The sequence below is a fragment of the Bacillus ectoiniformans genome, from assembly GCF_016908875.1.
Taxonomy (GTDB): Bacteria; Bacillota; Bacilli; order Bacillales; family Domibacillaceae; genus Bacillus_BX; species Bacillus_BX ectoiniformans.
This window is the reverse complement of the sequence record NZ_JAFBES010000004.1, coordinates 292,927-315,231: the sequence shown is the minus strand read 5'-3', so window position 1 is coordinate 315,231 and position 22,305 is coordinate 292,927. Positions and strand designations below refer to the sequence as shown.

Genomic DNA, 22,305 nt, shown 5'->3' with positions numbered 1-22,305 from the left:
TGAGTTTTATCAGCAACTTTCATGAATATATCAGCAACTGGCAAAATACCTTGATGGCGCCAGCTGTTTAGATTAAAAAATCCGTGGGTCAGCCAGTCATGCTGATCCACAAGAAAATTAGATGAGGTGCAAGGATGGAATTATTTGAAATACGTAATGAGCTAGACAGAACAGCTAAGAAATTAGCGGACTTTAGGGGGTCTCTTTGACTTAGAAAACAAAGAGGCTAGAATCGCGGCACTGGAAGATGAAATGCTTCAGCCGAATTTTTGGGATAACCAGCAAGCGGCTCAGGTAGTCATTAATGAGTCAAATGCATTGAAAGAAATCGTGAATGAATACAATGCTCTTCTGGAGACACAAGAAAATCTTGAATTAACGCATGAACTTGTGAAGGAAGAGGAAGATGAAGAGCTTCGTGCCGATCTAGAATCAGAAATCACTGATTTTACGAAGAGCATGGGCGATTTTGAGCTTCAATTGTTATTGAGCGGTGAGCATGATAAAAATAACGCCATTTTGGAACTTCACCCAGGTGCGGGTGGAACGGAGTCTCAAGATTGGGGTTCTATGCTGCTTCGTATGTACACTCGCTGGGGTGAGAAGCAAGGCTTCAAAGTGGAAACACTTGATTATCTTCCTGGAGATGAAGCTGGAATTAAAAGTGTCACGCTTTTGTTCAAAGGACATAATGCATACGGCTACTTGAAAGCGGAAAAAGGGGTACACCGTTTAGTGCGGATCTCTCCATTTGACTCTTCAGGCCGCCGCCATACGTCGTTTGTTTCTTGTGAGGTTATGCCTGAATTTGATGAAGATATCGAGATTGAAATTCGGACAGAAGATTTGAAAATTGATACGTACCGGGCAAGCGGCGCCGGCGGTCAGCATATCAATACGACGGATTCAGCCGTTCGTATCACGCATACGCCGACAAACACGGTTGTTACTTGCCAATCAGAACGCTCGCAGATCAAAAACCGTGAAGCGGCGATGAAAATGCTGAAGGCGAAATTATATCAAAAGCGTTTAGAGGAACAAGAAGCGGAGCTTTTGGAAATCCGTGGTGAGCAAAAAGAGATCGGATGGGGAAGCCAGATCCGTTCTTATGTGTTCCATCCTTATTCTATGGTTAAAGATCACCGTACTAATGAAGAAAGCGGAAACGTACAAGGCGTGATGGATGGCGATATTACTCCGTTTATTAATGCTTACTTGCGTTCACGTTTATAATAAGTAGCTTAGAGATAGCCCGCGCTAAATGTGCGGGCTGTTTTGCAATGTTGTGAATTATATTTTATATATGGTGGAGATCAGCACTCTAAACAAGTGTTTTCGCCATTCCGAACCAGTTAATGAGTAGACCTGTAGAATGGCTTAAAAGTAGATTTTCCAATTTGGAATAAAGCCCATAATAGCTAATATATCTGCAAAAGGTAATGTGGGAAATTTACCTTGATAGCTGTTGAATAGTTTGTCTAATGAGCTTTTCAGTTCTTTGTGTTCTTTTTTAGGAAGTACTAATTTTAGCAGCGCAAACATAGTGAATAGCCTGCCATCTAGTTGGGTGCCTGGAATGTTTAGCAATTGGGAATTGTGTCTTGTTCTTGTTTGGTGGTGTAGTTTAAAGTTATATAATCTTTCTTCATGAGCGCATAAATTTCTAATAAGATTTGCAATTTTTAATACGTCTATTATTGATTCCTTTGATATTTGAAAAGCTGCACCATAATCTCTCTTAAACTGTAAGGAAAAATCTTTAGCTATTTTTTCTTTTAAGGTGTCATCTAAAGCTTGATAAAAATTAGAAATGTTTCCTAAAGTTAAATCGTTCACTAACACCCATAAAGGTACATTTCCATGAACTGTTAAATAATGCTTTATTGAGTTGTTCTTTTTGTCAGATGATTTTTGTTTTATTTTATTTGATATGATGGCGATGAGGTTTAAAACTTGGTTGAGGTTGGAACTTGAATAATGTTTCCAAAGTAGATATGCGTGAGGCTCTTTAAATTTTTCACTAAATCTATAAGAGATTTTTGATTTCATGCTGTTTTCAAATATTAATAAGTACTTTAGAAATAAATTCCTTAGTTCACGATCAAGTGAGAAAAGGTGGTAAATTTCATCAATGGTAGTGTTAGTTACATAGGTTTCAGGGATAATGGGTTGTCCATTTTGATCTTTAATTAAAAAAATGTCCTTATACCCGTTAATTACGTTGTAATAATTTTCTCTTTCAAAAATGCGCATAGCAGTAGAACCATTTTTAATGACTAAGCCTCTACCACGTAAAATCGATATTTGCTGTCTATGTGTTTGAAATGGCTTCAAGAAAATTCACCCCATAAAAATAGCCCAGTCCTCGGAAGGAACATGGGCCTGATCACTAAGATCATTATATTATACGCAATGATGGCAGTCAATATGCTAGCAACATGCCCATTTTTTAAAGACTACGTCTCAAATAACGTTTATTTGCTATCAGACCCAAACAATTCACCGCCACCAGGCATTCATTCATACTCACTTATATCAAACAACTCCACCAGCGCCTCCCGTGTATGAACACCGCGCTCGACCCATTGGTCTACTGATTGTTCAGGCTTGCTCCAATATTCTTTTTCGATCCCTTGTTTTTTGATCCATCGGTCGGCGGCCAAAAGCTGCTCGGGTCCATCTCCTCGGTTCGCCCAAATGTTCCAGGAGCGGCCATCGAGAAAATAAAGTTCGTAATAGCCAACATAGGAATTGTCCTCGAACTCATAGCCAAGCTCAGCGTAGTCAATGGCTTCCCAACTGTAGCGGGTTTGCCCGACCTCCAGCAGCGATGAGGCGACGATTTCTTTTTCAGTCATCAGGATATAGTTTTGGCTCGCTTGATATAAAAGTATCGGCAAGACGAAGTTCGGCAGGACGATGAACAGCCAAACATCCAGGTGGTATTTTTTCCAAAAAGAAACGGATCTTTCTTTTTTAATAGACGGTTGTTTCTTGCGAGGGGCTTTCCTCGGTTTCTTGCGCTTCTTTTGTTGCTTGGATTCCCGCTGATAATGAGAGGATTCTTTTTTACTCATCAATTTCCAGACCGAACCGGCAATAAACAGTAGCGTATAGCTGACGAGAACCCCGTATACGATCGGAATGGCCACTGTGCTTTCACCGGGCTGGAAATAAATATACTCTTCAACTGGCGCCTCGGGCTGAGCCATGTCGCTGAAAACAGGATACAAACCATAAGTAACGAAAGAGATGAAAAGAATAGACAAGATCACTTTCATTGGTAGCCACGATCCAGTTCGAATAACTCTATAATGTCAGCTTCAGCATAATTCACATCATCCGCTAATTTCTCCACATCTCTAAAAGGCTGGCTCCAAAATTCTTTTTCCACGCCTTGTGTCTTCGCCCAGCAGTCTACGTTCAGAAGCTCACCTGCAGCTTCCTCGCCATCAGCCCAAAGATCCCAGCTATTTCCGTCCAGCAGGTATAAATCATAATAGCCAAAGTATCGGCCTTCATCGTAATCATACCCCAGTTCTACGCTGTCAACTGATTCCCAACTATAACGTTGGCTATCTAGATCCCAAAAAGGGGCAATGACAATTTCCTTCTCTGTCACAAGCAAATAGTTATCCATCGCCATATACATGAAGGGTGCCAAGATCAGATTCGGCAATATCACCCAAGTAACGATCTCTTTTTTGCTTGAAAATCCATTCCAATAGAGTGATTGTTTCCTATATGTCCTCTTGTTTTCCTTCCATTTCAAAAGCCGACCAATCATAAAGAAAGTAGACAGTCCAAGGAAAAAGGCATAGATAAACGGAATAATGATCGCTCCGAGACCCGGTTGAAAATATAAATACTCGTGTTCAGGCTGGAATGAATGAACCGCTCCCGCCAACACGAAGTACCAAACGATCATTGCGCCAAACATAACGCCAAGGATGCTTAATCCCTTCATTTCTGTCACATCATTTCTGAAAGTTAATTCATAAACAGCTCATGCAGCGTCTCTGAAGACACATCGCTTTCATCTGACCAATGGTAGAGATCATTGGAGTAAGGCATATTCCAAAACTCTTTCTCTACACCTAGCGTTTTAGCTAATCGATCAATCTCCACGATCTTAGCGGCAACATCGGCATCCTCTTCCCATAGATTCCAATCGCGTCCGTCAATAAAGTAAAGAGTGTAATCGCCATAATAACTGCCTTCATCATACTCGTAGCCCGCTTCAATGGCATCGATTGCGTCCCAGCTGTAGCGATGATTCGTCAGGTCCCAAAAAGGCGCAACCACGACTTCTTTTTCTGTAAAGGCGATATAGTTATGTACGGCAAAATAGAGAAGCGGCAGAAAAATAAGGTGGGGAATGCCGGCGAAAAGCAGAAATCCTGAGATAAATGACTTCCATTCGAACGGTTCTTTACTGCGGCCCGTTTTATATTTCATGTAATTCCATAGCTTATTCATCACGGCAAAAAAGCAAATCGTGAGAAATATAGCGTAAAGAAATAAAATGACATTTCCGCCTTCTCCAGGCTGGAGATAGATATATTCATTGACGGGCATATTTGCTTCTGAAATCGCCATAAGAATGCCCCAAAAAATAATTCCTACTACAATAAATAAAACGATTGCTCCAAACGTCTTCAATGCGTCACTTCCTTCCAAAATCAGTACGTATCTATTATACAAAAACAGGAAAATCACTCTCTATCAGTCGAAAGTTGCAGTTTTACTAGTTTACATGACTCTGGAAAGTAATTCCTGTCTTTCTTTCTTTCTTTCTTTACCACGTCACCTAAGCAATATTCCTTTGCACGCGCCGTCATGCTATACTTTTTTTCAAAATTATATGGCTTTTTGAGAAGGGAAGAGTGTCATCATGAATCGAAGAAGAAATAGCCGAACACCTGCCATTGAAAAACTGATTGAATATGCCTATGTAGCAGTCGGTTCTGCCATTGTGGCCATAGCCTTTAACGTGTTTTTGCTGCCGAATGAGGTGGCCTCTGGCGGGGTAAGCGGCATTAGTACGATATTAAAAGGTTTATTCGGCTGGGAACCGGCGTATGTCCAATGGGCGTTTAACATTCCGCTGTTTATTACGGGTGTTTTGATTTTAGGCCGCCAATACGGGGTAAAAACATTAATAGGAACAGCCTTCCTGCCTCTAATTGTCTATTTGACGAGGGAGTGGGAGCCTTGGACGCTTGAGCCGCTGCTGGGCGCGCTTTTCGGAGGAATTGGCGTAGGACTGGGACTTGGCATTGTTTTTCGCGGAAAAGGGTCAACGGGCGGAACCGATCTAGCGGCACAAATCCTTCATAAATTCACGAATATGTCGTTAGGAAAATGCGTAGCTATTATTGATGGAATCATTGTCCTGTCTGCGGCGGCAGTATTTAATATTGAAAAGGGGCTTTACGCTTTAATAGGATTATATGTGACGAGTAAAACCATTGATTTAATTCAAGTAGGTTTAACAAGGTCGAAAATGGTTATGATTATTACTGAGAAGCAGGAAGAAGTGAAAGCGAGCATTATACATACAATGGATCGCGGAATTACTCGGTTATCTGCACAAGGCGGATACACGGATTCAGAACGGCCTGTCTTAATGTGTGTCATTGATCAATCGGAATTCACAAAATTAAAACAATTGGTGAAAGACATTGATCCGAAAGCGTTTGTGGTCGTTATGGATGCGTCTGAGGTGTTGGGAGAAGGTTTCAATTTAAGTTAAAACTGGTATAATTATGTTGTGAACAATATTTTCCTGAGGAGGAATAAGATGAAGCTGAAAAAGTCATTATTAGCGATTTTGTTAGGGTCTTCTATGGCACTCGCAGCATGCGGAGGCGACGAGGAGGCAGCACCTGAGGAAGAAAAAGAACCGGCAACGGAAGAAACAACTGAAGAAGCGCCGGCTGAAACAGCAGATGCGTCTGCTGGACAAGAAGTGTACAACAAAAGCTGTATGAGCTGTCACGGCGGCAATCTTGAAGGCGGGATGGGTCCGGCTTTAGATAAAATTGGCGCAGACAAAAGTAAAGATGACATTTTAGGTGTCATTAAAAACGGTCAAGGACAAATGCCTCCAAACGTCGTTCAAGGTGAAGATGCGGAAGCAGTAGCTGAGTGGTTAGCAGCGAAGAAATAAGAATACGTGAAAGACAAGAAGTGCTAGTGGATCTCCGCTAGCGCTTTTTTGCAGCAAAAAAAGACAAAATACCACAGATATATTACAGTCTGATACGAAAATGTAACACAATTTTACCTGAATTTCACTAAGAACAATGATATAATGAGTCTGAAATAGAGCGGAGCTAAAGCTGATGGAGTCAGCTTTTTTTTCTGAAAAAATTAGTAATAATAAAAAATGTTAGGTGATATGGATGATAGAAATGAAAGGCGTGACCAAGAAGTATCCGAATGGCGTCGTGGCTGTCAATGATATCAGTGTCACGATCAAACAAGGCGAATTTATTTATGTCGTCGGGTCAAGCGGAGCTGGTAAATCCACGTTTATTAAAATGATGTACCGCGAAGAGAAACCAACGAGCGGAAACATTATCGTAAATGGCATTCAGCTTGCCACATTGAAAGATCATCGCGTTCCTTATTTACGCAGACAAGTCGGAGTGGTGTTCCAAGACTTTAAACTTCTTCCGACATTAACCGTATATGAAAATATTGCATTTGCATTAGAATCTATAGAAGAATCACCCGAGTACATAAAGAAAAGGGTTATGGAAGTGTTAGACCTTGTTGGGTTAAAGCACAAGGCTCGAATGGTACCGGATGAACTGTCAGGCGGAGAGCAGCAGCGTGTATCGATTGCCCGCTCCATCGTCAACAAACCAAAAGTAGTGATTGCGGATGAGCCGACAGGGAACTTAGATCCAGAAACGTCTTGGGATATCATGAGTATCTTTGAAGCGATCAATGCGACAGGAACGACCGTCGTGATGGCCACTCATAATAAAGACATAGTGAATACGATTAAACGCCGGGTCATTGCCATTGAAGGCGGACGAATCGTACGTGATGAACAGCGAGGTGATTACGGATATGAAGGCTAGTACATTACGACGCCACTACCGTGAGAGCTTCAAGAACCTGCGCCGAAATGGCTGGATGACATTTGCAGCTGTATCTGCAGTGACGGTTACTTTACTATTAGTCGGTGTGTTCCTGGTTGTCATGCTAAATATGAACAAAGTAGCCACCGATATTGAAAAAGACGTAGAAGTGCGAGTGCATGTGAAATTAGAAGCGTCTGATGCGGATAAAAAGATGCTCGAGCAGAAGATTGCCAATCTGCCAGAAGTGGATAGTGTAGAATATTCGTCGAAAGAAAAAGAGCTGCAGAACTTAATTAAAGATTTAGGTGACGATTTTGCCTTGTTTGAACAAAACAACCCGCTTTACGATGTCTATATCGTAAAGACAAAACGTCCGATTGATACGCCGAAAGCAGCAAAAAAAATCGAGAAGTTTACCGCAACTGAAGCCGCGATCTATGGCGAAAAGAAAGTCGAAAAATTATTTGATGTCTTAAAAACAAGTCGAAATGTTGGACTTGTGCTCATTCTTGGGTTATTATTTACAGCGATGTTTTTAATTTCCAATACGATCAAAATTACGATTTTTGCTCGCCGTAAGGAAATTGAGATTATGAGGTTAGTAGGTGCGACCAACTGGTTTATTCGCTGGCCATTTATTTTAGAAGGATTGTGGCTTGGTATTCTCGGATCCGTTCTGCCAATCCTCGCCGTTGTCATCGGTTACCGATATGTAGCAGATGAAGCCGCGATGCGATTGCAGGGAGAGTTTATCCAATTGCTTGATTACTTCCCGTTCGTCTTGCAAGTGAGCGGCATTATTATCTTAATTGGCGCATTCATCGGCATGTGGGGAAGTTTCATGTCCGTCCGCAAGTTCTTAAAAATTTAACTTATAGTTAACTGTAACCTATCTACAAAGAAGTAAACATACAAAATGATTGATTGGGGAAAAGGGAGGAGAATCACTGTTGAAGAAACGTGTCAGTCTGACGATTGCTTTAGCAGCATCACTTGGTTTAGGAAGCACTTTTGGCTTAACAGGAGAGGTATCAGCTTCTAAACTTTCTGATCTGGAGAACCGTCAAAATCAAATTGAAAATAAACGTTCAGATATTGAGAAATCAATTGAAGATAAAAATAGCAAGATTAGTGAACTTCAAGGAGAGCAGGATAAATTATCTGCTGAAATTGAAAAATTAGATACAGCGATTATGGATGCAGAATCAAAGATCCGTAAAAAGCAGGAGCAAATTGAAACGACAAAAGCTGAAATTGCGAAGCTGCAAAAAGAAATTAAAGAGTTAAAGGTTCGAATTGCGGAGCGTAATTTAGTTCTTCAAGACCGGGCACGTTCTCTTCAGCAAAGCGGCGGTTCTGCAAGCTATGTGGATGTGCTGCTAGGTTCAGAAAGCTTCAGTGATTTCATCAACCGCGCGACAGCTGTTACGACTCTTGTGAATGCAGATAAAAGTATTTTAGAAGAACAAGAGAAAGATAAAGCACAGCTTGAAGCAAGTGAGAAGAAAGTAAAAGAAGACTTAGCTAACCTTGAAAACATGCTAAGTGATCTTGAAACGTTAAAATCAGAGCTTGATGTAAAGAAAGCGGAGAAAAACAAAATCATGAAGCATTTGGTGGACGAAGAAGACCATGCTCATGAAGAAAAAATCGGCATGGAAGAAGAAAACAAGCTTCTATCTGATCAAGAAGCAGCGATTAAAGAAGCGATTGCTTCTGAAAAAACTCGCCTAGCTGAAGAAGAAAGAAAACGCAAAGAACAAGAACGTTTAGAGCGCGAAAGAAAACAAAGAGAAGCCGAGAGCCAAAAACGTCCTTCATCTCCGGCACCTAAGGAAGAAAAAGCTGCGCCAGCGCCATCTTCCGGCCGTTCAAATGATGCACCAGCCGTTTCATCTGGTTCCTTTACACGTCCGGCACAGGGCCGCGTGTCTTCAAATTTCGGTACGAGAAGCTTAGGTGACCATAAAGGGATCGATATTGCGAATAGTGCAAGTGTGCCAATCGTAGCGGCAGCTGACGGAGTAGTGATTCGCTCGTATTATTCATCTACTTATGGAAATGCGATCATGATCTCTCACTCTATCAATGGTAAAGTATTTACCACTGTCTACGCGCATATGTCTGACCGCGTGGTGCAAGGCGGCCACGTATCTAAAGGACAAACGATCGGATACATGGGTAACACAGGCCGTTCATATGGCCAGCATTTACACTTTGAAATCCACGAAGGACCGTGGACACTTGGCAAAGAGAATGCTGTTGATCCAGCTAAATATATTAACTTTTAATAGATCAAAGCTGTGACCTTCTGGGGGTCGCAGCTTTTTTCTATAGTGGAGAGCGAGAGGCTGAGGAAGTGCTCTGCAGCGGCGGTATTGCGGAGTTGCGGAGTTGCTGGTAGAAAGCAGCATTGCGCCGATAGAAAGGCAAAAGCCGCCGATAGAATTCAGTTTACCGCCGTTAGAATATCCCAAGCCGCCGTTAGAGCGTAAAACCCATCGAAGAAACCTTCATAAACCGCTAACCCCACCCGGCTCCGCCTCATCAATTCTTCCGAATGGGCATTTGCCCGGGCAAACTGTCACTATCTGCATACTCTGTAATTGTAAGAGAAAGGGGAGGTGTTATTGATGAGTGGTTGCGGAGGTTACGGCGGCGGTTTCGCGTTAATCGTTGTCTTGTTCATTCTATTAATTATTGTTGGTTCAGCATATGTAGGCTGGGGCTTCTAATCTTGACACCTAAGCAAGCTGTCCGTTCGCAGGGCAGCTTGCTTATTTGTGTTTTAATGAGGGAATCCAATCAATGTAAAATGTTGGACGAAGGAAATTTGTTAATGTATGATGTATACCATCAGAGGTATAAAGGGAGCGATGACGAATGACGGACAAACTGTTTAATTATAAGAAGGCAGAAAAATTGGTGCATCCGGATCGGCAAAAATGGCTGCCGGTTGATCATGTCCTAGAACTGTTACAGCTGAACCCAGAAAACACAGTGGCCGATCTAGGCTGCGGAAATGGGTACTTAACACTTCCAATCGCCAATCAAGTACATACGGATGTGCATGCGGTGGATGTGCAGCAGCCGATGCTGGATTTATTAAAGGCACGTGCAGCTGAGCAAGGTGTATCGAACATCAATTATATTTTATCAACAATTGAAGAGCTGCCGCTTGATAAGCAAAGCATAGATGTGGCCATTGCTTCCCTTGTCTTGCATGAAGTTCCGCACCTTGAAAAAATGATGCAAGAATTAAAAGGCTATCTGCGTTCAGACGGAAAGTGGCTGATACTCGATTGGGAAGCTGTTGAATCAGAAGCGGGACCGCCGATTGATCACCGCATATCGTCTCAAGAGATGAAAGCCATGCTTGAAAAAGCTGGGTACAGAACAGAAGTAGGTCATGTGAGCGACGCCGTTTATTATATGATGGCGAAGCTGAAATAGATCAATGAAGTGGTTTACAATTGGATCCTTAACGCTTCCGGCTTCACACTTGGCACTAATTTTGGCTTTCATCGCAGGCGGTGTGTTTGCAAGACTGCGCTATGGGAAAGAGTGTGCAGATATCTACAGCAATGCTGTATTTTTATTTATTGCTGTATGGAAACTGAGTGTCGTGCTATTCAGTTTTTCACTCGTCTTACAAGCCCCCATGTCGCTTATATACTTTAATGGCGGAGTAAAGGGTGTATGGCTCGCCTTACTTATGAATCTTCTTTACTCAGGATGGAAATGGCCGCGAGAACAAATGACGGCACTTATTTTCACCTGGATGGTAGTGGTAATCGCCAAGGAAGCCGCCTTGCCGATTCTTAACGGGGAATTCACTCTGATGCTTGTTATTCAGCTCGCAGGCAGCTTGGTCTTTGTGACAAAGTGGTTAAATTCGTTATTTAACCAGTCAAATCGCCTGATCTTGTTTACACTGTGGCAGATTTTCTTTTATTCTTGGAATGGGCAGTTATTTTCCATGACCGTTTTGGCGTATAGTATAGTAGCTATCTTTTGGATATGGAACGAAAGGAGAGAAAGCGTTGGGTAAAAAATGGTTTGGCATCTTGCTAGTGGCACTGCTAATAGGGATTGCTGCTGTAAATATCATCAACGATCGAAAAGAACAATCCGAAATTGAAAATCCCGGTCAGATCGCAACGGAAAATCAAGTGGATTCAAGTGTAGAATCAGGTCTCGGTGCGGGACAAGCGGCTCCTGATTTCACCTTAAATTCTCTGGATGGCAAAGAACGGTCTTTATCGGATTATCAAGGAAAAAAGGTGATTTTAAACTTTTGGGCGACCTGGTGTCCGCCTTGTAAAGCGGAAATGCCTCATATGCAGAAGTTCTATGAAAAGGAAGCTAAGGATCGCAATGTGGAAATTCTTGCAGTTAATTTAACGAGCAGTGATAAGGGAACGGATGCGATCAAGGAGTTTGCCAAGCAATACGAGTTAACCTTTCCGATTCCTTTAGATGAAGAGGGAGCGATTGGCAAGCAGTATGAAGCCTATACAATTCCGACGACTTACATCATCAACACAGATGGCACCATTCATCAAAAAATCATCGGCCCGATGGATGAAGAAATGATGAGAAATTTAGTAAGCGAAGCGAAATAATAAAGAATGAGTTCATTGGAAAATCAATCCGAGTGAACTCTTCTTTTTTTGCGTTTCAATAAAATTCAGAATATAATCAATTTATTGTTTAAGGGAGGTTATATCATTGAAAGAGTTATCGTTTACTACTAAAGTCGTTCACAGCGGACGGAAGGATGATCGGGCATTTAAAAGCAAAGCCACACCGATCTATCAAACGTCCGTTTTTTCATTTGATAGTCTAGAACAGTTAGAGGGTTATTTTGAAGGGGAAACGCCTTATTTATATACAAGAAACGGCAACCCGAATACTGATGAGCTGGCTCAGGTTGTGGCCGCTCTTGAAGGGGCACCGGATGGGGTAGCGGTATCGTCAGGTCTTGGTGCGATTTTGGCCGGCATTTTAGCTGTTGTGAAAAGTGGAGATCATATTGTGGCTACAGAAGATCTTTACGGAGGCACTTATCATTTGGTGAAAGAGGAGCTGTTGAACTTAGGCATTCAGACAACGTTTGTCTCATTTGCAGATACCGAAGCCGTAGAAGCAGCGATTCAGCCGAATACGAAACTGCTGTATACAGAAACGATCACCAATCCATTTTTACGAGTCGAAAACATTCCAGCGGTGGTCGAATTGGCTAAAAAGCATCAGCTGATTTCGATCGTGGATAATACATTTGCGACACCGTTTCTGCTTCAGCCCTACATAAATGGTGTGGATCTCGTCATACATAGCGCAACCAAATATATCGGTGGGCACAGTGACATCAGTGCCGGTGTCGTAACAGGGAAGCAAGAGCTGATAGCCGAGGCCAGAAAACGTGTTGTCAATATGGGTTTGAATTTAAGTCCGTTTGAATCGTGGCTTGCATGCCGTGGATTAAAAACTCTTTCCTTGCGAATGGAACGTCAGTCAAGAAATGCAGCTGAAGTGGCGGCATTTTTACAAGCACATCCGCAAGTGAAAACAACCTATTACCCGGAATATGTAAGTGAAGCGGGGAAGGGAGCCATGGTGACGGTTGAATTAATAGAAGGAACGGATATGAGCCGATTTTTCTCCTCGCTTGGCTGGATTAAAATTGTGCCGTCTCTTGCCGGTATTGAGACAACCGTTTCTTATCCAAAAGGGACATCTCACCGTTCGCTGACAGAGGAAGAACAAATGAAACTCGGCATCAATGAACGGGTCGTGCGAATCTCGATTGGAATTGAAGAAGCAAAAGATATAGTTGCGCAGTTTAAAGCGGCATTAGCTGTCAGCCGCTAATCATAACTCGTCCCCCTCCGGCATATAGTGGTTAAAAAAGCGCCGCCATGCGGAAGCTTTCAGGAGCAGGAGGACGGGACATATGAAGAAAAAATGGATCACAGCCATTGCTGTGTCTTCTTTGATCACAGGGGCTGGCGGCACATATGCAGGCATGACGCTTCTAGAGGAGAAGGAAGAAGCAGGCACTCCTCGAGAGATTCAGCCGGCGCAGCCGTCAAAGAACAAGCTGCCGGATGAACTTCATAAAGTGCAGACAGCCTATAATATTATTGCGGATAAATATGTAGAAGAAGTGGATCGCACTCAATTGGTGGAAGGTGCGATTGATGGCATGGTCAGTTCATTAAAGGACCCTTACTCTGCGTATATGGATGCGGAAACGGTCAAGCAGTTTGAAGACTCGCTGGGATCCTCTTTTGAAGGGATCGGTGCGGAAATCACATTGGAAAACGGCAAGCTCATGATCGTTGCTCCGTTTAAAGATTCTCCGGCTGAAAAAGCTGGGCTTAAGCCGAAAGACGAAATTACATCGATTAACGGCGATTCGGTGAATGGACTGACGGTATTTGAAGCGACGAAGAAAATTCGCGGCAAAAAAGGAACGACGGTCAAGCTTGGGATTATTAGAAAAGGGATGACCAAGCCGCTTACCATTGAAGTGAAACGGGACAAGATTCCAATTGAAACGGTGTTTGCCAAGGTCAAATCGGAAAATGGAAAATCCATTGGTGTCCTTGAGATCACTTCCTTCTCAGAAGAAACAGCGAAAGATTTCAAACAGAAGCTGAAAAAGCTGGAGGAAAAAGAAATTGAAGGATTGCTAATTGATGTGCGCGGAAATCCTGGAGGCTTCTTATCCAGTGTAGAAGATATTCTGAAAGAGCTGGTCACAGAGAATAAACCGTATATGCAAATAGAAGAGAAGTCAGGACGGAAAGTGCCGTATTTCTCTGACACGAAAAAAGTGAAGCCATATCCTGTCGCTGTTTTAACAGATGAAGGAAGTGCCTCTGCATCAGAAATTCTCGCAGGAGCCTTGAAAGAAGCTGAAGGCTATACACTCATTGGGACGAAAACCTTTGGGAAAGGAACGGTGCAGCAGCCGGTGCCGCTTGGAGATGGCAGCAATATTAAACTAACGACTCATAAATGGCTGACACCAAACGGAAACTGGATTCATACGAAAGGGATTGAGCCGAATATTGAAGTGAAGCAGCCGGACTATTTCTACGCGCATCCGCTGCAGATAGAGAAGCCGCTTGAAAGCGGAATGAATAATGAAGTCATTGAAAGTGCGCAAATCATGCTGAAAGGTCTTGGATACGGACCAGGTAAGGCAGATGGCTACTATAGTAAAGAAACCGAACAAGCTGTGCGGGCCATGCAATTGAAATCTAGATTGAAGGGTACGGGCAAGATTGACAAGCAGACGGCAGAGAAACTTGAGCAGCTGTGGGTGGCGGAAATGAAGAAAGAAAAGAATGATCTGCAGCTGCAAGCGGCATTGATATTTTTACAGGAAAAGCTGAAACGATAGATTAAGAACCTTTGACTCTTAAAAATGGGTCAAAGGTTTTTGATTTGTTCAATTATCAATTCGCTAGTAATCTGTTACAATAAAGAGTAATAAGCAAGAAAGTAAGGTTGGTGATGGGACATGGTAGGAGAGTGGATGGCCGAGCTTTTAATGGGTCTTTGGAGATTATTTATCCATCCAATATTTTATTTTTCATTTTTGCTCGCTTTCGTTGTCGGTTACCTGCGTGTGACGAGAGAGAGGAAGGACTTTGATGTCCGTATTTACGATACATACCAAGAAATTCGTTACATATTGCTTTCGAGCTTGCTGCTCGGTTTAATTTTATCAGTTATTACACTGATCATGGGACTTGCACTTCCAATTGATCTACTTAACTTCATAGCGGCAATCATAATTATCTTTAGTGCGTGGGGCTTTCGCTTGCTGTCTCCCGCTTGGACGCTTGGGGCCGCTTTTTTGATATTCTATCTATCTGAAAAAATGGGGTGGGCATTTATTCCGTACAGCGGCCTTTCCTTTGAGGGAATCATCAGCGGATTAGCGATCATTCTCGCATTGCTCCTGATGGCAGAAGGAATTCTCGTGTTAAAAAGAGGCTGGCAAGGAACTTCCCCCCGTTTGGAAAAGAGTCCTCGCGGCATGACCCGAGGCGTTCAATTAGCTCAGCGTTTATGGCTTGTACCAGTATTTTTAGTACTGCCTGCTGGTGAGTTGACTTCTTCATGGTCTTGGTGGCCAGTATTTTCTATCGGTGCGGAACAGTATGCGTTTATCTGCTTTCCCTTTTTAGTGGGGTTTGCCCAGCTGGTGAAAAGCACGCTGCCCGAACTGGCAGTGAAAGCGACAGGGAAAAATGTCGTGGCGATCGGGGTCATGGCCCTGATCTTGGCCGTAAGTTCTTATTGGGTTCCAGTTCTTGCAGTCGTAAGTGTTGCGTTTGCGTTTATCAGCCGGATATGGATTTCCTGGCGGCACCATTCCTATGAAAAGAAGAAGCATTATTTCTTTACCCCTCAGCCGAAAGGCGTCATGATTCTTGGTGTGATTCCTTATACGCCTGCTTTGAAAATGAATCTGAAAATTGGCGAGTTAATCTATAAAGTGAACGGAATCGAAGTCAATAATGAACCTCAGTTTTACGAGGCGCTGCAAAAAAATGCCGCCTACTGCAAACTCGAAGTCGTTGATGTCAACGGACAGCTGCGATTCGTCCAGGGCTCCCTGTACGAAGGCGATCACCATGAACTTGGCCTCATTCTTGTTGAAGATAAGAAACATTTTGAATAAAAAAGTAAAAAAGGGGTCAGACCCCCAGCGCTTTAACGCGCTAATGGGTCTGCCCCCTTTTTCTTTTTTCAATTTCTGTTTGTTCACTATCTTGTCAGGGTACACCTAGAATATGTGATTTTACATATTTGACCGAAAAGGAGAGGAACGGCAGGATGAGTGAGAAGCGTAATGTGAATGAAAACAGCAAAAATGAGCAGTTGGAGCAATTCCGAGTGGATGATCGAGATCAGAAGCTGACGACGAACCAAGGGTTGAAGGTGTCGGAAGATGAGTTTTCATTAAAAGCTGGCGAACGCGGTCCTACATTGATGGAGGACTTTCATTTCCGCGAAAAAATGACGCACTTTGACCATGAACGAATTCCGGAACGAATTGTTCATGCCCGCGGTTATGCAGCTCATGGTGAATTTGAAGTATATGAATCAATGAAACCATATACGAAAGCCAAGTTTTTGCAAGAACCTGGTGCAAAAACGCCGGTCTTTGTCCGTTTCTCTACAGTTGCAGGTTCACGCGGATCAGCTGAGACCGTTCGTGATGCTCGCGGATTTGCGACGAAATTCTATACGGAAGAAGGAAATTATGATTTAGTCGGAAACAATATTCCTGTTTTCTTTATCCAAGATGCGATTAAGTTTCCGGACTTAGTTCATGCGTTGAAGCCTGAACCGCATAATGAAATGCCGCAAGCTGCTTCGGCACACGATACGTTTTGGGATTTCGTCGCCAACAATCAGGAATCGGCACATATGGTCATGTGGGCGATGTCTGACCGCGCGATTCCGCGCAGCTTCCGTATGATGGAAGGATTCGGTGTTCATACATTCCGCTTCGTGAATGATGAAGGGAAAGCTCATTTTGTGAAGTTCCACTGGAAGCCTGTTCTAGGCACCCACTCACTCGTATGGGATGAAGCCCAAAAAATTTCAGGTAAGGATCCGGATTTCCACCGCCGTGATTTATATGAAGCGATTGAAAATGGTGATTTCCCTGAGTACGAGCTGGGTGTTCAGCTGATCAGCCAAGAAGATGAGTTTAAGTTCGATTTCGATGTGCTTGATCCAACTAAACTTTGGCCTGAAGAAGAGGTACCGGTGAAGATCGTTGGAAAAATGACGCTGAACCGCAACGTAGACAATGTATTTGCGGAAACTGAACAAGTCGCTTTCCATCCAGGACATGTCGTGCCGGGCATCGATTTCACGAACGATCCATTGCTGCAAGGCCGTCTTTTCTCTTATACAGATACGCAGCTGATTCGTCTTGGAGGACCAAATTTTCACGAGCTGCCGATTAATCGTCCGGTATGTCCTTTCCATAATAACCAGCGGGATGGCTATGGCCGCCAAACGATCAATAAGGGGCCTGTCAGCTATCATAATAATTCGATTGCGGCCAATACACCATCTCCTGCTTCCGAAGCGGAAGGCGGATATACGCATTATCAAGAGAAAATAGAAGGGCGCAAGGTGCGCAGCCGCAGCGACAGCTTCAAAGACCATTTCTCACAAGCAACAATGTTCTGGAACAGCATGAGCGCGCCAGAGAAAGAGCATATCATTGGAGCATTCAGCTTTGAACTTGGAAAAGTAAAGAATAAATCCGTTCAGCAGCAAGTAGTCGATATGTTTGCGAATGTGAATGCAGAATTAGCGGCTACCGTTGCAAAAGCGATTGGAGCAAATGCACCGACAGCAAAAGATTCAGGTGTAACGAAATCATCACCTGCACTTAGCCAGGAGAACACGAAGAAAATGCCTGCTACACGCAAAATTGGCGTAATTATCGGCGAGGGCTTTGATGCCGAAGCAGCTGTTATTATCAATGAGTTGAAGGCAGCTGGCACCCAGCCTGAATTAATTAGCAATCAGCTTGGTGTGCTGACGGGAGCGGATGGAACGAAGCTAGAACCTCAGCATACATTCCTGACAGCGGATTCTGTCTTATTCGATGCCATATATGCAGTGGGTGGCCAGTCAGAAGATCCTTCGTTTGATAAAGCAGCGTCTTATTTTATCAACGAAGCGTATTCGCACTTTAAAACAATTGGGGCTACTCATGAGGGAACGAAATGGGTCGGCAATATCAAGAACAGTCCAGGTGTTGTAGTGGAAAAAGAAGCAAAAGACTTTGCTTCACAGTTTGTTGAAGCCATTACTGCGCACCGTCATTGGAAACGTTAAAAAAGTAAGCATTAGTCGTTCATTTATTGTGGGAAAACAGGTAAACCCACAAACTAAATTTTGAATTCACAGTGCAATTACACATACAATAACACAGAAACAAGCTCAGCGTTTATAGCTCTGAGCTTGTTGTCTTGAGAAGAAGATTTTGGAGTGCGTTATACATAGTAACCAATCATATTTAGTGTGAAAACTCCAATACCAGTCGTCACAACCCCTGTTACTGTTGTGAGTAGGACGATTCTAAATTGCTTCGTTTCAACCCATACAGTTATTCCTAGAATGATGGTAACTAGGACCCCAAAAAATAGTGAAGCAAATGGATTAGTGGGGGTGATCCAATCATACCAGCTTAAAAAATCCATAGTCACACCTCCTCGTTAGAAAATTAACCGCGTCTAACTTTCATAAAAGTGTTTGTCAACTGAATTAATAAGAGGAATTATTCTTTAGATACATGTTAACATAAATTACCTTATCGCTCATTTAATTAAAATAATGAATATACTTTCATTTGGAATAAAAAAGTGAGAATAGCCAACTCCAGCTTCTCCTTTTTCCTATTTAATAAATCGGTCTGCTTTTGCATATATTGATGGAAAGGCTGCTAGATTTAATCCATTTATGGGACAGTTAAATCATAACAATTTTTATCAGTTAACATTGACTGTTAAAGTCGGGTGTTTTAAAGTAGAATTACATGCAAAAAAGTGAGGTGAGGATATTGGGAAGGTGAAAAGCATGATGTTGTTTGCACATATTGTCGCTAGCGTCTCTTATAAGCTGTCATTTTGTTCGCAAACGGGCCGGATCAAGCCTCAGCGCACGAAAAAATGGACGGTTGAATAGAGATATTCATTTTTACAATAACAGGAGGTGTAATTCCTTGCTGATCGATTTGATCGCAAGGATCTTATTTGGACATATTTAATTTAATCATGGTGGCCTTTTTAATTGCGTTAACCGGCTTTTTCGTAGCCACAGAGTTTGCAATTGTAAAGGTAAGAAGCACGAGAATTGACCAGCTGGCGGCGGAAGGTCACAAAAATGCGCTGGCTGCAAAAAAGGTTGTTTCCAATTTGGATGAATATTTATCGGCTTGTCAGCTCGGCATCACGATCACGGCCTTAGGTCTAGGTTGGCTCGGGGAACCGACAGTGGAGCATTTGCTTCATCCGATATTTGAGCAATTCAATTTAACGGAATCAGTTGTCAGCATCCTATCGTTTGCGATCGCATTTGCGACGATTACCTTTTTACACGTCGTCATTGGCGAATTGGCGCCAAAAACACTGGCCATTCAAAAAGCTGAGGAAGTTAGCTTGCTGTTTGCAAAACCTATGATTATCTTTTACCGACTGATGTACCCTTTTATTATGATTCTTAATGGTTCTGCCCGCTTAATTACTGGTTTGTTCGGATTAAAGCCGGTTTCGGAGCATGAAATGGCGCACTCTGAAGAAGAGCTGCGGATGATTCTGTCTGAAAGCTATAAGAGCGGAGAGATTAACCAATCTGAATATAAATATGTAAACAATATCTTTGAATTTGACGACCGGATTGCCAAAGAAATCATGGTTCCTCGTACAGAAATTGTGGTGTTTGACCGGACGCAGACCGTAGAAGAGTGTATCCCAATTGTAATGGAGGAAAATTACACTCGCTACCCAGTAGCAGATGGCGACAAAGACCGTATCGTTGGAATTGTGAATATGAAAGAAGTGTTAACAGATTATATTCGCGGCCACAACAAAGATATGGGGATTGAGCATTATATCCGCCCTGTTATCCAAGTTATTGAATCCATTGCGATTCATGATTTGCTTCTGAAAATGCAGAAGGACCGGATTCATATGGCAATCTTAATTGATGAATATGGCGGCACGGCTGGTCTAGTCACCGTTGAAGACATTCTAGAGGAAATTGTCGGAGAAATTCGCGACGAATTTGACCAGGATGAAAAGCCAATGGTCAAGAAGGTGAATGACAGCCAAACCATACTGGACGGGAAAGTGCTGATCGGCGAAGTTAATGATTTATTTGGTCTTGATATTGATGATGAAGATGTGGATACAGTCGGCGGCTGGATCTTAACAGAGAAATTTGAGGTTCAAGAAGGCGATTCCATTGAACGGGACGGTTACCTGTTCAAAATCATTGAAATGGATGGGTACCATATTAAATTTATTGAAGTAACGAAGCAAGAACTAGCGCAAGTTACGGATATTACTCCACTAGCAGAAGAAGCCTGATCGCATATAGCGGTCAGGCTTTTGCCTTATAAAAAGAATATATAAATAATGCCTGCAAGCACGATCCGATAGATGGCAAACGGTACTAGCTTTACTTTATTGATTAACGCCAAAAAGAAGCGAATCGAAAGCAAGGCAAATACAAACGCGCTGATAAAGCCAGCCACAAAAAAAGGCAGGGCATCCATCGTGAAATACGACCAGTTTTTGATAAGTGATAAGGCGCTGGCTCCAGCCATAATTGGCACAGCCATAATAAATGTAAAGTCAGCAGCGGCCCGGTGGCTCATACCTAACAGAACACCGCCTGAAATGGATGAACCGGAGCGGGAAAATCCCGGCCATAGAGCCAAGCATTGAAACAACCCAATCAAGAAGGCCTGCCGGTACGAAATATGATCAACGGTTTCTGTTTTAGGCAATACAGGGGCAAAACGGTCTGCGGCGATCATCAAAAATGCGCCAACGACAAGGCCGATTAACACGGTCGGCACTGAAAAGAGGTGTTCATCAATATAATCTTCAAATAAGAACCCGAGAACGACAGCCGGCAGCAGTCCGACAACAATATGCCGAAGCTTTAAGGAACCGTTACCTTCTTCATAAGGGGCTGTCCGCTTTCCGAAGCCAAGCAAGCTAAAGATACGCTGTTTAAATACGATGACGACGGCAAGTATAGATCCCAGTTGAATGACCACTTTAAAGGTATTGGCCACTGGTTCAGAAAATAGCTTCTTCGACTTTAATATCATATCATCGACTAATATCATGTGGCCGGTTGAAGAAACGGGTGCAAACTCAGTTGCTCCTTCCACCAGTCCCAGGATGATGGCGACGATCACTGCCCACCAATCCATTCTCTCACTCCTTAAAAATAAAAATAATAGACCAATAACTGATTATATGGATACAATTAGAATATGTCCATTTTTAAGAGGACATGCTAGCTGAAAAAAGAATGGTTGAATTTCACAGATGAAAAAGGAGCGATGTATATGGGAATACATACTTATTTTAAGAGTTTGTCTGATCTTGAACATCTGTATCGGCTGCCCGGGAAGTTTAAATTTCAAACCCATACGGTAGCGGCTCACTCTTTCAAAGTAACCAAAATCGCTCAGTTTTTAGCGACGGTGGAAGAGAGAGAAGGAGAAGAGGTCAACTGGCGGTCTTTATATGAAAAGTCGCTGAACCATGACTATTCTGAGCTTTTCACAGGTGATATTAAAACACCTGTTAAATACGCCACGAATGAATTGAAAGCCTTATTTTCTCAAGTGGAGGAACAAATGGCGAAGAAGTTTGTTGAACAGGAGTTTCCGAAAGATCTGCAGGACATTTATATCGAGCGGTTTAAGGAAGGGAAAGATGATACGCTAGAAGGCAGAATTCTCTCTGTCGCAGATAAAATTGATTTACTGTACGAGTCCTTTGGAGAAATATTAAAACGCAATCCAGATCCGTTATTCTTAGAGATTTATCAAGAAGCCTTGTCCACGATTATGAAGTTCAATGATATGAATTGTGTGCAATATTTCATTCAGAACATATTGCCGGACATGCTGTCGGAAAAGTTTATTCCACATAGCGAACTGAGTCACATGACGGAAATGATTGTTCAAAAATATGAAAATAATTAACCGGAACCCTTTTTTAAGAATGAGAGATTCGATATGATGGTAACAGAAATCGTTTCTTTTGGAGTGAGTATATGATAGATAAAGTAATATTGGCCATTTTTTTACCGGGTATGCTTGTTGTCTTTTTTACTAGGGTGACATTCAATCAGTTTCTTGGTCTTATTTTAACAGTGGCCTTAATTACCGCTTCTGTTTATAAAGGGTACACGCATACGTGGTCGCTGATCGTTATTGATGCTGCTTCGTTGACGGTAGGCTTTTGGCTATCTAATCGCATGATGAAAAACTTAAAGCTGAATAAGTAGAATGGAACTGTCTCTAGGATGAATGGAGGCAGTTCTTTTTTCTTTAAACATCGGAACATATGTACGCTTAAGATTGGTGTTCCATGTTTCAATTGTGATAAAATGGGGATTATGAGTAGTA

Annotated in this window: 23 protein-coding genes; 17 read left to right on the top strand and 6 right to left on the bottom strand. The window is 42.5% G+C overall.

What is annotated here, in order from left to right; translation table 11 throughout:
* Nucleotides 1–134: 134 nt before the first annotated feature.
* Nucleotides 135–1,233, top strand: a protein-coding gene (prfB, locus tag JOC78_RS08505) for a peptide chain release factor 2 (protein WP_204554136.1) whose coding sequence is annotated in 2 segments (ribosomal slippage) — nt 135–206 and nt 208–1,233 — 1,098 coding nt in all. Because the reading frame shifts where the segments join, the coding sequence is not laid out codon by codon here.
* A 144-nt stretch (nt 1,234–1,377) separates the two neighbouring features.
* Here prfB and JOC78_RS08500 read toward each other — a convergent pair.
* From JOC78_RS08500 to JOC78_RS08485, 4 genes are all read right to left on the bottom strand, one after another.
* Nucleotides 1,378–2,334, bottom strand: coding sequence for an Abi family protein (locus JOC78_RS08500; protein WP_204554134.1), 957 nt, complete (start codon nt 2,332–2,334; stop codon nt 1,378–1,380).
* Nucleotides 2,335–2,516: 182 nt separating this feature from the next.
* Nucleotides 2,517–3,281, bottom strand: a complete 765-nt coding sequence (locus tag JOC78_RS08495) for a hypothetical protein (RefSeq protein WP_204554132.1) — start codon at nt 3,279–3,281, stop codon at nt 2,517–2,519.
* Entirely contained in the window at nt 3,278–3,967 is a 690-nt protein-coding gene (locus tag JOC78_RS08490; RefSeq protein WP_204554130.1) for a hypothetical protein, read from the bottom strand. Before JOC78_RS08490 ends, JOC78_RS08495 begins: the two co-directional genes overlap by 4 nt.
* 23 nt (nt 3,968–3,990) lie before the next feature.
* Nucleotides 3,991–4,662 carry a hypothetical protein gene (locus JOC78_RS08485; protein ID WP_204554127.1) on the bottom strand — a complete coding sequence of 224 codons (672 nt, stop codon included), beginning with the start codon at nt 4,660–4,662 and terminating at the stop codon, nt 3,991–3,993.
* Nucleotides 4,663–4,894: 232 nt separating this feature from the next.
* Here JOC78_RS08485 and JOC78_RS08480 point away from each other — a divergent pair, with 232 nt between their 5' ends.
* The 13 genes from JOC78_RS08480 to JOC78_RS08420 all read left to right on the top strand — a co-directional run bounded on the left by JOC78_RS08480 (nt 4,895) and on the right by JOC78_RS08420 (nt 17,987).
* Nucleotides 4,895–5,755, top strand: a complete 861-nt coding sequence (locus JOC78_RS08480; protein ID WP_204554125.1) for a YitT family protein — start codon at nt 4,895–4,897, stop codon at nt 5,753–5,755.
* Between the two features lie 54 nt (nt 5,756–5,809).
* A complete protein-coding gene (gene cccB / locus JOC78_RS08475) occupies nt 5,810–6,172 on the top strand; it encodes a cytochrome c551 (RefSeq protein ID WP_239587083.1) in 363 nt (120 codons plus the stop codon).
* Nucleotides 6,173–6,407: 235 nt separating this feature from the next.
* Nucleotides 6,408–7,094 (top strand): cell division ATP-binding protein FtsE, encoded by a 687-nt coding sequence (ftsE, locus tag JOC78_RS08470; protein WP_204554121.1) that lies wholly within the window; start codon nt 6,408–6,410, stop codon nt 7,092–7,094.
* On the top strand, nt 7,084–7,968 hold the full coding sequence (gene ftsX / locus JOC78_RS08465; RefSeq protein ID WP_204554119.1) for a permease-like cell division protein FtsX: 885 nt from the start codon (nt 7,084–7,086) through the stop codon (nt 7,966–7,968). The genes ftsE and ftsX overlap by 11 nt, the downstream gene beginning before the upstream one ends.
* Nucleotides 7,969–8,047: 79 nt before the next feature.
* Entirely contained in the window at nt 8,048–9,388 is a 1,341-nt protein-coding gene (locus JOC78_RS08460) for a murein hydrolase activator EnvC family protein (RefSeq protein WP_204554117.1), read from the top strand.
* Between the two features lie 342 nt (nt 9,389–9,730).
* Nucleotides 9,731–9,832 (top strand): YjcZ family sporulation protein, encoded by a 102-nt coding sequence (locus JOC78_RS08455; protein ID WP_204554115.1) that lies wholly within the window; start codon nt 9,731–9,733, stop codon nt 9,830–9,832.
* A gap of 148 nt (nt 9,833–9,980) precedes the next feature.
* Nucleotides 9,981–10,550 (top strand): class I SAM-dependent methyltransferase, encoded by a 570-nt coding sequence (locus JOC78_RS08450; RefSeq protein WP_204554113.1) that lies wholly within the window; start codon nt 9,981–9,983, stop codon nt 10,548–10,550.
* Between the two features lie 4 nt (nt 10,551–10,554).
* Nucleotides 10,555–11,148 (top strand): hypothetical protein, encoded by a 594-nt coding sequence (locus tag JOC78_RS08445; protein WP_204554111.1) that lies wholly within the window; start codon nt 10,555–10,557, stop codon nt 11,146–11,148.
* Nucleotides 11,141–11,722, top strand: a complete 582-nt coding sequence (locus tag JOC78_RS08440) for a peroxiredoxin family protein (protein WP_204554109.1) — start codon at nt 11,141–11,143, stop codon at nt 11,720–11,722. The genes JOC78_RS08445 and JOC78_RS08440 overlap by 8 nt, the downstream gene beginning before the upstream one ends.
* 106 nt (nt 11,723–11,828) lie before the next feature.
* Complete coding sequence (locus JOC78_RS08435) at nt 11,829–12,971, top strand: trans-sulfuration enzyme family protein (protein ID WP_204554107.1); 1,143 nt, start codon at nt 11,829–11,831, stop codon at nt 12,969–12,971.
* An 82-nt stretch (nt 12,972–13,053) separates the two neighbouring features.
* Nucleotides 13,054–14,511: a S41 family peptidase gene (locus tag JOC78_RS08430; RefSeq protein WP_204554105.1), complete on the top strand. Its 1,458-nt coding sequence runs from the start codon at nt 13,054–13,056 to the stop codon at nt 14,509–14,511.
* 120 nt (nt 14,512–14,631) lie between these two features.
* The gene (locus JOC78_RS08425) at nt 14,632–15,801 is read left to right on the top strand and encodes a PDZ domain-containing protein (RefSeq protein WP_204554103.1); all 1,170 of its coding nucleotides are present in this window, start codon (nt 14,632–14,634) and stop codon (nt 15,799–15,801) included.
* Nucleotides 15,802–15,956: 155 nt separating this feature from the next.
* Complete coding sequence (locus JOC78_RS08420) at nt 15,957–17,987, top strand: catalase (RefSeq protein WP_204554101.1); 2,031 nt, start codon at nt 15,957–15,959, stop codon at nt 17,985–17,987.
* Nucleotides 17,988–18,145: 158 nt separating this feature from the next.
* Here the strand turns inward: JOC78_RS08420 and JOC78_RS08415 are convergent, their stop codons facing one another.
* Nucleotides 18,146–18,352, bottom strand: a complete 207-nt coding sequence (locus JOC78_RS08415) for a hypothetical protein (RefSeq protein WP_204554099.1) — start codon at nt 18,350–18,352, stop codon at nt 18,146–18,148.
* A 552-nt stretch (nt 18,353–18,904) separates the two neighbouring features.
* On the opposite strand from JOC78_RS08415, the gene JOC78_RS08410 reads away from it, so the two are divergent.
* Nucleotides 18,905–20,239 (top strand): hemolysin family protein, encoded by a 1,335-nt coding sequence (locus JOC78_RS08410; protein WP_204554097.1) that lies wholly within the window; start codon nt 18,905–18,907, stop codon nt 20,237–20,239.
* A gap of 26 nt (nt 20,240–20,265) precedes the next feature.
* On the opposite strand, the gene JOC78_RS08405 is transcribed toward JOC78_RS08410, so the two are convergent.
* Entirely contained in the window at nt 20,266–21,096 is an 831-nt protein-coding gene (locus JOC78_RS08405; RefSeq protein ID WP_204554095.1) for an undecaprenyl-diphosphate phosphatase, read from the bottom strand.
* A gap of 138 nt (nt 21,097–21,234) precedes the next feature.
* On the opposite strand from JOC78_RS08405, the gene JOC78_RS08400 reads away from it, so the two are divergent.
* Both JOC78_RS08400 and JOC78_RS08395 read left to right on the top strand, forming a co-directional pair.
* Nucleotides 21,235–21,879, top strand: coding sequence for a YfbR-like 5'-deoxynucleotidase (locus JOC78_RS08400; protein ID WP_204554093.1), 645 nt, complete (start codon nt 21,235–21,237; stop codon nt 21,877–21,879).
* Between the two features lie 71 nt (nt 21,880–21,950).
* Nucleotides 21,951–22,184 carry a CsbA family protein gene (locus tag JOC78_RS08395; RefSeq protein ID WP_204554091.1) on the top strand — a complete coding sequence of 78 codons (234 nt, stop codon included), beginning with the start codon at nt 21,951–21,953 and terminating at the stop codon, nt 22,182–22,184.
* Nucleotides 22,185–22,305: the final 121 nt, after the last annotated feature.

What these genes read in the sequence shown, in the direction of transcription:
- JOC78_RS08495 (WP_204554132.1), bottom strand. Translation starts at nt 3,281, where the DNA reads ATGAAAGTGATCTTGTCTATTCTTTTCATCTCTTTCGTTACTTATGGT.
- JOC78_RS08490 (WP_204554130.1), bottom strand. Translation starts at nt 3,967, where the DNA reads ATGAAGGGATTAAGCATCCTTGGCGTTATGTTTGGCGCAATGATCGTT.
- JOC78_RS08480 (WP_204554125.1), top strand. Translation starts at nt 4,895, where the DNA reads ATGAATCGAAGAAGAAATAGCCGAACACCTGCCATTGAAAAACTGATT.
- ftsE (WP_204554121.1), top strand. Translation starts at nt 6,408, where the DNA reads ATGATAGAAATGAAAGGCGTGACCAAGAAGTATCCGAATGGCGTCGTG.
- ftsX (WP_204554119.1), top strand. Translation starts at nt 7,084, where the DNA reads ATGAAGGCTAGTACATTACGACGCCACTACCGTGAGAGCTTCAAGAAC.
- JOC78_RS08455 (WP_204554115.1), top strand. Translation starts at nt 9,731, where the DNA reads ATGAGTGGTTGCGGAGGTTACGGCGGCGGTTTCGCGTTAATCGTTGTC.
- JOC78_RS08450 (WP_204554113.1), top strand. Translation starts at nt 9,981, where the DNA reads ATGACGGACAAACTGTTTAATTATAAGAAGGCAGAAAAATTGGTGCAT.
- JOC78_RS08445 (WP_204554111.1), top strand. Translation starts at nt 10,555, where the DNA reads ATGAAGTGGTTTACAATTGGATCCTTAACGCTTCCGGCTTCACACTTG.
- JOC78_RS08430 (WP_204554105.1), top strand. Translation starts at nt 13,054, where the DNA reads ATGAAGAAAAAATGGATCACAGCCATTGCTGTGTCTTCTTTGATCACA.
- JOC78_RS08425 (WP_204554103.1), top strand. Translation starts at nt 14,632, where the DNA reads ATGGTAGGAGAGTGGATGGCCGAGCTTTTAATGGGTCTTTGGAGATTA.
- JOC78_RS08420 (WP_204554101.1), top strand. Translation starts at nt 15,957, where the DNA reads ATGAGTGAGAAGCGTAATGTGAATGAAAACAGCAAAAATGAGCAGTTG.
- JOC78_RS08415 (WP_204554099.1), bottom strand. Translation starts at nt 18,352, where the DNA reads ATGGATTTTTTAAGCTGGTATGATTGGATCACCCCCACTAATCCATTT.
- JOC78_RS08405 (WP_204554095.1), bottom strand. Translation starts at nt 21,096, where the DNA reads ATGGATTGGTGGGCAGTGATCGTCGCCATCATCCTGGGACTGGTGGAA.
- JOC78_RS08400 (WP_204554093.1), top strand. Translation starts at nt 21,235, where the DNA reads ATGGGAATACATACTTATTTTAAGAGTTTGTCTGATCTTGAACATCTG.
- JOC78_RS08395 (WP_204554091.1), top strand. Translation starts at nt 21,951, where the DNA reads ATGATAGATAAAGTAATATTGGCCATTTTTTTACCGGGTATGCTTGTT.